Consider the following 11903-nt stretch of genomic DNA (forward strand, 5'->3'; position numbering starts at 1 on the left):
GAAGCCGGTCCTTTTATTTTGCAAGCTCGTAAATGGCCTGCGCATATAATGCTGTCGATCTAAGAAGGTCATCAATTTCAATATATTCATCCTTTTGATGTGCGCTGTCAGGGCGTCCGGGGAACAGCGGGCCGAAGGCGACACCGGCTTTTAGCGATCTGGCATACGTCCCTCCGCCGATTGAGATTAAGTCAGCTTTTTTACCCAGCTGGCCTTCATAAACCTTTTGCAGGGTTTTGACTAGCGGATGATCTGCTGACACGTGATGCGGCTTGCTGTCTTTGAATTCGCCCAGCTCAAATTCAGTTGCGCTTTCGAATGCATCCCGGATTGCTTTGCTTTCTGCTGTCACAGGATAGCGGATATTGATCCCGAGCTCGCCTCCTTGCCCTTCCTTATAGCGCAGTGTTCCGACGTTTAATGTCAGCTCACCGCTGATTTCATCCTCACAGTCGATGTTCAGTTTCTTTCCTCTTGTATCACCTGAGAATTTGTCTGTCACCACTTGCACAAACCGCAGTCCTGCATCGTCAAGCTCAGTCTGCTGCAGAAATTCGCACAATAAAATGCCGGCATTGATCCCATTGTTCGGTTCCATCGCATGGCAGGAAAGTCCGTACATACGCAAAATGAGCTGTCCGTTCTCTATTTCAGCTTCTCCTTTTTGATCCGTCGTGCGGAGCATGTCTTTAAATGAAGACAGAATCTCTTCTTTTTTCGGCCCTTCAATGACGGCTTCAGCAGCGTCAGGCACCATGTTCAAACGGAGGCCTGACTGAAACGAGACAAGCACTGCCTTTGGCTCGGCTTGATTTGAGACATGCGGGATAAGTAAAGAAGCATCGATAATCCCTTTTTCCGCGTTAATAATCGGAAAATCGGCGTCAGGCGCAAAGCCAAGTGTTGGCATTTCTTCATGCTTGAAGTAATGCTCTACGCATCTCCAATCGCTTTCTTCATCTGTTCCGATAATCATTCTGACTCGCTTGGACAGCGGCAAATTCATGTCTTTTACGATTTTCAGCGCATAGAATGCTGCCATTGTCGGGCCTTTGTCATCAATGGCGCCTCTTGCATAAATCCGCCCATTACGGATTTCAGCTGAAAACGGATCACTCGTCCACCCGTCTCCCGGCGGCACGACGTCAACATGGCAAAGTACGCCGACAATGTCATCGCCCTCGCCCCATTCAATATGACCTGCGAAGCCATCAAGATTTTTTGTTGTAAAGCCTTCTTTTTCTCCAAGCTCCAGCAGTGAAGTCAGGCTGGCGTTTACCCCTTCTCCAAACGGTTTGCCGGGTCCGGCGGTTGTTTCGTCCATGACACTGTTGATTCTCAAAAATTCCTGCGTATCACGAATTAAATCCTCTTTTCTTCTGATCACTTCAACTTCCCAGTTCATAATGATCCCCTTTCCGCAAGAAATGACTTGCAAAAACCAAATAAAACGAATAATATTAATGGTGTTTTGTTAAAACGTTCGTAATTGGAGGATACTATGTTTCATCTAAAAGAGCAGCAAACATCCATAAAGCAAGAAATCATAGCAGGGCTGACGACCTTTTTCACAATGGTCTATATCGTCGTGGTTAATCCGGTCATTTTGGCTAACGCCGGGGTTCCTTTCGACCAGGTTTTCACCGCAACGATCATTGCCTCCATTGTCGGAACGCTGTGGATGGCCCTGGCAGCAAATTATCCGATTGCTATTGCGCCCGGCATGGGCTTGAACGCATATTTAGCCTTTCATGTCGTAAGCGCAAGCGATGGCGGCATCACATACGCAACAGCTTTCAGCGCAGTATTTACAGCAGGGGTTCTCTTCATTATTTTATCGTTAACGCCTTTAAGAAAACAACTTATAGAAGCGATTCCAAACAATTTAAAATACGGGATCACAACAGGGATCGGGCTGTTTATTGCTTTTATCGGTTTGCGTCAAGCGGGAATTGTGGCAGCTGATGAATCAAACCTGGTTACTCTCGGCAATCTGCATTCACCGGGTGTCATTTTAACACTCGTCGGCCTTTTGATCAGCGTGGTCCTGATGGTGCTGAATGTAAGCGGCGCTTTATTTATCGGAATGGCAGCTACCGCTTTGATCGCCTTTTTTACCGGACAGCTTCATTTTTCAAAGGGATTTATGTCGTTTCCTCATTTGCCGGAAGGATTGATGATCTCAAATCCATTTACCGCTTTTAGCGACGTCATTCATCACGGCCTGTACGCTGTCGTCTTTTCTTTTCTATTGGTCACCATTTTTGATACGACAGGCACAATGATCGGAGTAGCAGAGCAAGCAGGGCTCATGAAAAACAATAAGCTGCCGAACGTGCGAAAAGCGCTGCTTGCTGATTCAACCGCGACGACAGTAGGAGCTGTGTTCGGCACAAGCCCGACGACGGCATTTATCGAATCTTCCGCAGGCGTCGCAGCCGGGGGAAGAACGGGGCTTACAGCTTTGACTGTGGCGGTGATGTTTGCGGCATCAATGTTTTTCAGTCCGCTTGTCAGCGCCTTGTCCGGCATAGCTGCCATCACCTCGCCTGCTTTGATTATTGTAGGCAGTCTGATGATGGGCTCAGTTTCCAATATGAACTGGAAAGAGATGGACGAAGCATTCCCAGCGTTTCTCGTCATTTTGGCTATGCCTTTGACATCAAGCATTTCTACAGGAATCGCCCTTGGCTTTATTTCGTATCCGATTGTAAAAGCGGCACGGGGAAAATGGAGAGAGATTCATCCGCTCGTTATCGTTTTCGCCATACTGTTTTTCATCCAGTTGTTTATTTTATAAAAAATAAAGAAAAACCAAACGCTCAGTCGTTTGGGTTTTTTATGTGAATAATAAAGAGACGGCGGCCGCAAAAAAACAGCAAGCGGCAAACGCATAGTGCAGAGTGTTGATACAGCTTTTTCTGGCCCGGTAATATTCATCACTTTCCATATCGGTGCCAATTAAAAAAGGGGCATCCATGACCTTGTCAAAAATAAGCGTCAGGATATAACGGCAAACACCTGTATAAACCAGAAGCGCGATCACCTTCAGCCAAATCGGGGAGACAAAAATCAAAATCGTAAAGGCCGACAAAAGCATGTACATTTCCCTCATATACTCGCCATTCCTCAGCATGACTTTGAAAAACAATTCCTTATAGCCAGTGCAGATCGTTCGCCTTTTAAATATCCTTTTTGAATTGCGGTATAATAACGGTTTTCTTCTCATCCTGTCTTTTACTTTCGGCATTCCCGCCTCCTGGCTCATCATCATCACAAGTCCTGCAAGGGCAAGCCTTCTTTTTTTCTCTTCAGTCACCTCAGCTTCAAAAGCCGTAAACGTGGCTGTCTTTTTCAAACTGCGGACGGCTGAGAAAAGCAAAAATAAAATGCCAAAAAGTGCAAGCAAATGCCACTCAGTCAAAACAATCAAGATAGCAGAACCAGCAAAAAGAATAGCTCTTGCAGAGATATCGCCAATCCATCTCGAAATGGAGCGCGGCTTTCTGATCCTGTCTTGCTTTGAGGATAAAAAGAACATATGAAGGCCAAATAAGTAACATATTAGAAGCGCGCTTCCTGCGAATGTGATGTGAACAGAATGACTGATTAAAGGAAAGACAATGAAAAAGAGCAGCAGCCATTTGGCCAGCGTGACCAAAAAAGAATACAAAAGCGCATACCGTTTTAACTGATAGATTATTTCTTTCTTTTGCAGCAAAAACACTTTGTCCGCTTCCATTAAAAATGTGCGAATCGAGCCTGTAAACATGATCAGCACACACACAGCATACAGCCATCTCCATTCCGCCACTTCAGACCACTCATAAAGAAGGCCTCTTCCGTTCATCAAATCAATATACTGATAGACGACAAAAGCAAAAGCCGGCAAAACGATATAGAGAGCGACTGTCCAGTCAATAACGGCATGTAATACCTTAAACTGATACCTGTAATAGTCAAACAGCCTCCGAACAAAGAGCGTACGCCCGTTCATGGCCGATCACCTTGAACTGCCTTATAAAAACAGTCAAGCAATGACTGCCCCTCTAATCCGGTCTTGTCCTGAATATCTTTTAACGTGCCTTGGAGAAATAAAGAACCTTTTTCAATCATGTAAAACCGGTCACAGATCTTTTCCGCGGTATCGAGCACGTGTGTACACATGAGAATGCCGGCTCCCCGTTCTTTTTCAGCTTTAAGCATGTCCACAAAACGTTTCGTCGATATCGGATCAAGCCCGATAAACGGTTCATCAATCACATAGATATCAGGCTTAGAGAGAAAAGCCTGAATAAGCATCAGTTTTTGCTGCATGCCTTTTGAAAAGGTGACAGGCAGCTCATGCCTGACATGATCAAGCGAAAATGTCTGCAGCAGGTTTTGGGCCCGTTGTGCAAATTCACTCTCTTCAATGCCGTGGAGTGTGCTGATCAGATCCAAATGCTCCCACAGCGTCAGTTCTTCGTAGAAGGACGGATGCTCCGGAATATATGCAAATGAACAGCCGTTCCAGGCAATTTGCCCTTTAAAATCTTCTGAGAGGCCGAGTATCGCCTTCATTGCGGTGCTTTTTCCGGCACCGTTAGCTCCGATCAGCCCGACCAGCTCCCCTTTTCCGACTTCCAGAAAAATATCGGTGAGCACTTTTTTACGGCTTGTATACCCCGCGTGTTCTATTGAAGCTTCAAGTAAATTTGTCAAACTCACCCACCTCCAAAATTTACTACGAAACAGAATAAAAAAAGTTTCTTTAAGCATAATAATATTGAGCCGAAATACATAGTAATCCAACAAGGATGGCTGCCCAACGAGAATTGGAAAAAATTAATAGGAGTTATCCCTAGATTCATTGCTGCAATATCGTGTATAATGAGGGCGAATTATTTTAACAATTACAGATGTCTGCCTTTGTTGCTATTTCGTACGCAGTTGATAGTCGTGAGTTGTGGTTAGTCAAGTCCATCCGATCTTATGATAGGGAGTGGTTTTTTGAAACCTTCAACAAACCGTATGCTAACTCGAATCAAATCAGTTTACATGTTTATCCAAGAAAAAGGTCTTGTGACAACGCAGGAACTGGTTGACGAATTCGGCATTACACCTAGAACGATTCAAAGAGACTTAAATGTGTTGGCATATAATGATCTTGTTCATAGTCCAAGCCGTGGCAAGTGGGAGACAACGAGAAAGAAAGTAAAGATTACCTCATAAATTGAAAAATTACATAGGGCCGCCTGTGAGCGGCCTGATAGATACAGGGCGAAGAAACTTCCGAGCCTTGTTTTTGTGCGCTTATAAATAAAACCCCGCATTCGTATGCGGGGTTTTTTCATGCTTGCGGTTCATTGAGCCAATGAAGTTCTTCCTCCGTAAGCTCCCGGTATTCTCCGGGTGCCAGAGCGGGATCCAGGGAAACGCGCCCCATCGAAAGCCGCTTCAGATAAACCACTTCATTGCCGACAGCCTTTGCCATCTGCTTGACTTGATGGTATTTTCCTTCGGTAATTGTCAGGTATATCACAGTATTGCCATTGTCGTTTGTTTTGATTTCCGCTTTTGCCGGCTTTGTTTTATAGCCGCCTTCTATGTAGACACCCGTTTCTAAATCGGAAATGTTTTCCGGTGAAATCTGTGATTTCAAATGGACTTCATACGTTTTTGGGACATGCTTTTTAGGAGAAAGGAGCCGATGTGCGAGCTGGCCATCGTTTGTGAGCAGCAAAAAGCCCTCTGTATCTTTATCAAGCCTGCCGGCGGGAAATGGCTCAAATCTCATCTCCTCCGGCGTCAGCAGATCGATCACCGTTTGCTGCCGGCTGTCCTCGGTCGCCGACAGCACGCCTTGCGGTTTATTCATCATAAGATAAATGAACTCACGGTAATCAACCGGTTCCCCGTATACGGTAACCTCCTGTGTATCAGGATCAACGTGCGCCTTTACATCTTTGGCCGGTTTGCCGTCGATCATAACGGCTCCCGCCTTCACAACGGCTTTGACTTCTTTTCTGGAACCATACCCGCTGTTGGCAAGCAGCTTATCAAGTCTCATTTCTCATCTCTCCTTTATAAAAGAAAGCCCGCAGCATGCGAGCCCTCTGTTTCATCATATATTGTTCATTAGCCCGCATGTCTGCCTTTCTTTAAGAAACCCGGCAAACGGCGGCCTAAAATTTTCTGCAAAAATCCTAACCGGTAGCCGCAATACAGGTAAACAGCACCGCCAACAGCGGCCGCAATCACCACAACAATCGCAGCTTGCAGCTGGCCATCCTGATAGGAAATAAAGAAGCTTAAAACCCACTGTACGATTTTCACGGCAATACCCATAATAGCTGATAAGACCAGCATCAAAACAGTTCGTTTAACCAGTATCTTATACGAATAGCCTGCATGGCGCTTAATCATGATAAATCCATATAAAAGTGAAGCGATATATCCAAGAGCCGTCGCTAAAATCGCACCGTCAGCCTGCATCAGCTTGATTAGCGGAACATTCAGCACAAGCTTGATCACGACACCGATCACAAGGCTGACAACCGCAAATTTTTGTTTATTGATGCCCTGTAGAATGGCTGCATTGACCGTAAACAAAGAGAACAAAATCGCGACTGGGGAATACCAAAGCAGAATGTTTGCTCCCAGTTCAGGATGAAGGCTCTCTGACCCGTAAAAGAACGTATACGTCGGTCCTGACAATAGAGAGATTCCGACAACAGCCGGAATAATTAAAAACAGGATCGTCTGCATCGTTTGGTTAATCTGCTGATTTAACAGCTTATAGTTTGCGCTTGTAAACGATTCAGTAATCGTTGGAATTAATGTCAGTCCGAAAGCAGTTGCAAGGGAAACCGGGATCATCACGAGCTTCTGCACATACAGGGTTAGAATTGCCAGCATGTCCTGGCTGATGGCTTGATGGCCGGCTTCAATCATCGCTTTGTTAAACGTATTTGTATCAATATAGTTATACAAAGGGATGGCTAGTCCGACAAAAACGTACGGAGCGGCATAGCTAAACAGCTCGAAAAACATTTTCTTGTAGCTTAAGTTTGCTGTCGGACCCGTATTCGGCATCATCGCCAGCAGGCTGCCCTTCCGTTTGTTCCAATAAATATACAGCACGACCAGCCCTCCGAAGGCACCGATCAGCGCTGCGAAGGTCGCATAGCCGACAGCGATGACAAGACCGCCGTTGAAAACCTTCAAAATCAGGTATGTCGCACTCAATAGAAAGATGATGCGGACAATCTGTTCAACGACTTGGGATACAGCTGTCGGACCCATCATTTGGTGCCCTTGGAAGAATCCGCGAACAAGACTCATAATCGGTACGACCAAAAGCGCTAAGCTGACCATGCGAATGACATAAACAACATGATCAATTGTCAGGCCGTTATTATCCTTGCCTCCCAGCGATATTTCCGCAAACATCGGAGCGGATAGATACAGAATGAAAAAGGCTATCATTCCTGTAACGAGCATAACCGACATGCCCGCCTTGAGCATTTTTCTGCTTGTCTCATAATCCCCTTTGGAATTATATTTGGACACAAATTTAGAAACAGCCGCCGGAAAGCCCATCGTAGCAATATTCAAAAATAAAGTGTATTGGTTGTATCCGTATTGAAATAATGCACCGCCTGTCGCCCCGACCATGATGCTGAAAGGAATTAAATAGACCATTCCCAGAATTCGCGATATATATGTACCGAGCGTTAACACAAACGTGCCTCTTAACAGTTTGCTTGACATGTTTCTTCATCACCATTTTCTACGAAGATTCAACTTTTCTATTTTACCACAACTGGGCATTTAGACGGTAATAAATACAAAAGCAATCCTGTGAACATTCGTATTCGCGGTAAAAGACGTTTAAGGAGCGGCTTTCTTTCGCTATAATAGTACTGCGGACGGGGTGTCCGCATACGAAACGAAAAGAAAGTTGATGATAAAGATGAAACAATATGACGTAATCGTAATCGGCGGAGGCCCTTCAGGCTTGATGGCTGCGATTGCAGCAGGGGAGCAGGGCGCTGGCGTTTTGCTGATAGATAAAGGAAATAAATTAGGGCGGAAACTCGCGATTTCCGGGGGCGGCCGCTGCAATGTGACAAACCGCCTTCCTGTGGAAGAAATTATTAAGCACATCCCAGGCAACGGGCGTTTTTTATACAGCGCGTTTTCTGAATTTAATAATGAAGATATTATCAAGTTTTTTGAAAACCTTGGCATTCAATTAAAGGAAGAGGATCACGGCAGAATGTTTCCTGTGACCGACAAAGCCCAAAGTGTTGTTGACGCGCTGTTAAACAGGCTGAAGCAGCTCCGTGTAACAATCAGAACGAACGAGAAAATTAAATCTGTTATATATAAAGATGGACAGGCGGCAGGGATTGTGACGAATAATGGCGAAATGATCCATAGCCAGGCTGTCATTATCGCTGTCGGCGGCAAAAGTGTGCCTCATACCGGAAGCACGGGAGACGGCTATGAATGGGCTGAAGCCGCAGGCCATACCATAACAGAGCTGTTTCCGACAGAGGTACCCGTTACTTCTGGCGAACCGTTCATTAAGCAAAAAACACTTCAGGGCTTATCACTAAGAGATGTAGCCGTCAGTGTGTTAAATAAAAAAGGCAAACCAATCATCACACATAAAATGGACATGCTGTTTACCCATTTCGGCCTCTCAGGCCCTGCCATTCTCAGATGCAGCCAATTTGTCGTGAAAGAGCTGAAAAAACAGCCCCAAGTTCCGATCAGAATTGACTTATATCCGGATATCAATGAAGAAACGCTTTTCCAAAAGATGTTTAAAGAATTGAAGGAAGCACCGAAAAAAGCCATTAAAAACGTGCTGAAACCCTGGATGCAGGAGCGCTACCTCCTATTTCTGCTCGAAAAAAACGGCATCTCTCCGAACGTATCGTTTTCTGAGCTGCCAAGGGACCCTTTCAGACAATTTGTAAAGGACTGCAAGCAGTTTACTGTTCTCGCAAATGGCACACTGTCGCTTGATAAGGCATTTGTCACGGGAGGCGGGGTATCTGTAAAAGAAATCGACCCGAAAAAGATGGCCTCTAAAAAAATGGAGGGGCTTTACTTTTGCGGAGAAATTCTGGATATCCACGGCTACACAGGAGGATACAATATCACCTCCGCCCTAGTAACAGGAAGGCTTGCGGGGCTCAATGCCGGTCGCTTTTCCCGCTCCTGACCAGCCTTTTCAAATTTTTACAAAACGCTGAACATTTGAAAATTCTCCGCATTCATGGTAGGGTGAGACTTGTTTTGTTTCACCTGATTGCGGGGTAATTTTAAGAGAGGAATGATCTGCCAGCGTACGACCATACTAAGCCTGCGAGCAGATATAGGCGTACACAAAAAATTTAGAGGGTGAGAATATTTGAAAAATATATCTAGTGTATTTTGGATTGTGATTGTGATCACAGCTGCTGCTGTATTATGGGGCGTTGTTTCTCCAGACAGCCTGCAAAACGTATCCCAATCCGCACAAGCATTTATCACCAATACGTTTGGTTGGTATTATCTTTTAGTTGTCTCATTGTTTGTCGGGTTCTGTCTCTTTTTGATTTTCAGCCCGATCGGCAAAATTAAACTCGGAAGACCCGATGAGAAACCGGAATTCGGGTTATTATCATGGTTCGCCATGCTGTTCAGCGCAGGCATGGGAATCGGCTTGGTATTCTACGGTGCGGCTGAACCGATCAGCCATTACGCAATTAGCTCTCCATCAGGTGAAACAGAAACCCCCCAAGCCTTTAGAGATGCACTCCGCTATACGTTTTTCCACTGGGGTCTGCACGCTTGGGCCATTTATGCCGTCGTGGCATTATGCATTGCCTATTTCCAATTCCGAAAAGGCGCTCCAGGATTAATCAGCAGCACGCTGTCACCGATTCTAGGCGATAAAGTTAACGGTCCGATCGGCAAATTAATTGACTGTATTGCTGTTTTTGCCACAGTCGTCGGAGTAGCCACAAGCCTTGGTATCGGGGCGACTCAAATTAACGGCGGATTGAGTTACTTATTTGGCATCCCAAATAACTTTCTCGTTCAATTTATTTTGATTGCCATTGTTACTGTGCTTTTCTTGATTTCTGCGTGGAGCGGACTCGGAAAAGGCATTAAGTATTTGAGCAACACCAATATGGTATTAGCTGGACTGTTAATGCTGTTTGTGCTGTTTGTCGGGCCTACCGTACTGATTATGAACTCATTTACAGATTCTATCGGACAGTATATTCAAAACATCGTGCAAATGAGCTTCAGACTGACACCGTACGATCCTGAAAAACGCGAATGGATTAACGGCTGGACGATTTTCTATTGGGCATGGTGGATTTCCTGGTCTCCATTTGTCGGCATTTTCATCGCCCGGGTATCCAGAGGACGGACGATCCGTGAATTTTTGATCGGCGTCTTGGTAACACCATGTATTCTCGCGTTCCTATGGTTCTCTATCTTTGGCGTATCAGCTATGGATCTTCAGCAGAACGGCACATTCAATGTAGCGAAGCTGTCAACGGAAACAATGCTGTTTGGAACACTTGACCATTATCCGCTGGCAATGGTGACATCTATTTTGTCACTGATCCTGATCGCTGTATTCTTTATTACGTCTGCTGACTCTGCAACATTTGTGCTCGGCATGCAGACGACCTACGGCTCATTGAACCCAGCCAATTCAGTAAAATTCAGCTGGGGCATCATTCAATCTGCCATGGCTGCTGTCCTCTTGTATTCCGGCGGTCTTTCCGCTTTGCAAAACACAGCCATTCTGGCAGCGCTGCCGTTTTCTATCGTCATCCTGCTGATGATTGCCGCTCTCTATAAATCGCTCTCAAAAGAACGAAGAGAGATCAAAAGAGCGGAGAAAATCGACAAACCGAGAAGTCCAAGAGTGAAAAAGGCATATTAACAAAAAAGATCTTTCCGCACACGCGGGAAGATCTTTTTTTATTTGCGGTATAGAATAAGGGCGGAAAAACAGTAAAGCTGCTCACCGTCTGGGTCGCATGCCGCCGAAACCGTATATTTGATATCAATCAGCTGCTCCTCCGATATCCCTTTTAAAAATGAATTGATTTCCGTCTGTAAGTCTTTTTCATGTTCTTCATCAAATACTGCCACCTTCAGCATCTTATCCGCTCTCCTTTCTCTATCAATCTATTCCATTTGGAACAGCGTTATGATAGAGAAATGATGATCACCTCATCTCCGGATAAAAAGCTTCCTTTGTATGGTGTTTCTTATGCGGCACACCGTCTTGGTTCTCCACTTTCAACAGTACGGCATAAGCCATTCGCATATGGCAGTAGCTGATCAGGCTGACGCTGAAAAAAGGGACAATGCCGGGCAGGTACGCAAGCAAGAAAAAGAGAGCCACAGTCAGCGCAAGCATCGCAAGCGTATATTGCAAATACGCTACACTGAGCAAGAGCGAAAACTTCACATACAGACGTTTTTTCCAGTCAAAATGGACAAGCAGCGGAAACACATAAAAAAGCATGGATACGAACAAAAAGCCAAATATCATAATGGCGAAGCGCAGAACATGCAGAAGGAAATGGCTCGGATAAATAAAGGCCAAATCGATATAAATGATCAATCCGATGATCGCCAATACAGCGCCAATCAGATTTGAACGAAAAAACTCAGCCTTGTATTCCCGCCAAAACGTTTTTAGCACCGAAACGTTGTCCTGCCCTTGAACCCACTTCCGCATGACAGCGAATAAAGCCGCGGTCGCGGGCATGATGCCAAACACACCGAGACCGAGCAATACAAACAACAGCCACAGCAAGTTTGTATACGCGAATCTCATGATCCATTCGCAAAAGCGCAGCATCCGCCCCAGTGAACGATCATGTTCCATG

At 45.3% G+C, this 11903-nt stretch carries 11 protein-coding genes; 4 read left to right on the forward strand and 7 right to left on the reverse strand.

Annotated elements, in window-relative coordinates; all coding sequences use genetic code 11:
* Positions 1-13: 13 nt before the first annotated feature.
* Positions 14-1405, reverse strand: a complete 1392-nt coding sequence (gene pepV, locus ACQXR1_RS12405) for a dipeptidase PepV (protein WP_069150092.1) — start codon at positions 1403-1405, stop codon at positions 14-16.
* A 96-nt stretch (positions 1406-1501) separates the two neighbouring features.
* Here pepV and pbuO point away from each other — a divergent pair, with 96 nt between their 5' ends.
* A complete protein-coding gene (gene pbuO / locus ACQXR1_RS12410; protein WP_306289570.1) occupies positions 1502-2800 on the forward strand; it encodes a hypoxanthine/guanine permease PbuO in 1299 nt (432 codons plus the stop codon).
* A 39-nt stretch (positions 2801-2839) separates the two neighbouring features.
* Here pbuO and ACQXR1_RS12415 read toward each other — a convergent pair whose 3' ends face one another.
* Both ACQXR1_RS12415 and ACQXR1_RS12420 read right to left on the reverse strand, forming a co-directional pair.
* A complete protein-coding gene (locus ACQXR1_RS12415; protein WP_430772248.1) occupies positions 2840-3997 on the reverse strand; it encodes an ABC transporter permease in 1158 nt (385 codons plus the stop codon).
* Positions 3994-4704 carry an ABC transporter ATP-binding protein gene (locus tag ACQXR1_RS12420; protein WP_134975928.1) on the reverse strand — a complete coding sequence of 237 codons (711 nt, stop codon included), beginning with the start codon at positions 4702-4704 and terminating at the stop codon, positions 3994-3996. The genes ACQXR1_RS12415 and ACQXR1_RS12420 overlap by 4 nt, the downstream gene beginning before the upstream one ends.
* A gap of 288 nt (positions 4705-4992) precedes the next feature.
* Between ACQXR1_RS12420 and ACQXR1_RS12425 the strand changes: the two genes are divergently transcribed.
* Positions 4993-5214, forward strand: coding sequence for a DeoR family transcriptional regulator (locus ACQXR1_RS12425; protein ID WP_003152337.1), 222 nt, complete (start codon positions 4993-4995; stop codon positions 5212-5214).
* A gap of 118 nt (positions 5215-5332) precedes the next feature.
* On the opposite strand, the gene ACQXR1_RS12430 is transcribed toward ACQXR1_RS12425, so the two are convergent.
* Complete coding sequence (locus ACQXR1_RS12430; protein WP_014665033.1) at positions 5333-6052, reverse strand: pseudouridine synthase; 720 nt, start codon at positions 6050-6052, stop codon at positions 5333-5335.
* Positions 6053-6120: 68 nt separating this feature from the next.
* Positions 6121-7755, reverse strand: coding sequence for a lipid II flippase MurJ (gene murJ, locus ACQXR1_RS12435; protein WP_040082102.1), 1635 nt, complete (start codon positions 7753-7755; stop codon positions 6121-6123).
* A gap of 202 nt (positions 7756-7957) precedes the next feature.
* Between murJ and ACQXR1_RS12440 the strand changes: the two genes are divergently transcribed.
* Together ACQXR1_RS12440 and opuD are read left to right on the forward strand one after the other, a co-directional pair.
* Positions 7958-9220 (forward strand): NAD(P)/FAD-dependent oxidoreductase, encoded by a 1263-nt coding sequence (locus ACQXR1_RS12440; protein ID WP_040082530.1) that lies wholly within the window; start codon positions 7958-7960, stop codon positions 9218-9220.
* A 189-nt stretch (positions 9221-9409) separates the two neighbouring features.
* On the forward strand, positions 9410-10945 hold the full coding sequence (gene opuD / locus ACQXR1_RS12445) for a glycine betaine transporter OpuD (RefSeq protein WP_014665036.1): 1536 nt from the start codon (positions 9410-9412) through the stop codon (positions 10943-10945).
* 38 nt (positions 10946-10983) lie between these two features.
* On the opposite strand, the gene ACQXR1_RS12450 is transcribed toward opuD, so the two are convergent.
* A complete protein-coding gene (locus ACQXR1_RS12450) occupies positions 10984-11166 on the reverse strand; it encodes a sporulation protein Cse60 (RefSeq protein WP_003223398.1) in 183 nt (60 codons plus the stop codon).
* Between the two features lie 67 nt (positions 11167-11233).
* Positions 11234-11902: a YesL family protein gene (locus tag ACQXR1_RS12455; protein WP_430772249.1), complete on the reverse strand. Its 669-nt coding sequence runs from the start codon at positions 11900-11902 to the stop codon at positions 11234-11236.
* Position 11903: the final 1 nt, after the last annotated feature.

Origin of the sequence: Bacillus sp. ATD (genome assembly GCF_050585765.1) — a bacterium.
Taxonomy (GTDB): Bacteria; Bacillota; Bacilli; order Bacillales; family Bacillaceae; genus Bacillus; species Bacillus stercoris.

Excerpts from the sequence above, each read along its gene's own strand:
- pepV (WP_069150092.1), bottom strand. The coding sequence starts at position 1,405 with ATGAACTGGGAAGTTGAAGTGATCAGAAGAAAAGAGGATTTAATTCGT.
- pbuO (WP_306289570.1), top strand. The coding sequence starts at position 1,502 with ATGTTTCATCTAAAAGAGCAGCAAACATCCATAAAGCAAGAAATCATA.
- ACQXR1_RS12415 (WP_430772248.1), bottom strand. The coding sequence starts at position 3,997 with ATGAACGGGCGTACGCTCTTTGTTCGGAGGCTGTTTGACTATTACAGG.
- ACQXR1_RS12430 (WP_014665033.1), bottom strand. The coding sequence starts at position 6,052 with ATGAGACTTGATAAGCTGCTTGCCAACAGCGGGTATGGTTCCAGAAAA.
- murJ (WP_040082102.1), bottom strand. The coding sequence starts at position 7,755 with ATGTCAAGCAAACTGTTAAGAGGCACGTTTGTGTTAACGCTCGGTACA.
- ACQXR1_RS12440 (WP_040082530.1), top strand. The coding sequence starts at position 7,958 with ATGAAACAATATGACGTAATCGTAATCGGCGGAGGCCCTTCAGGCTTG.
- ACQXR1_RS12450 (WP_003223398.1), bottom strand. The coding sequence starts at position 11,166 with ATGCTGAAGGTGGCAGTATTTGATGAAGAACATGAAAAAGACTTACAG.
- ACQXR1_RS12455 (WP_430772249.1), bottom strand. The coding sequence starts at position 11,902 with ATGGAACATGATCGTTCACTGGGGCGGATGCTGCGCTTTTGCGAATGG.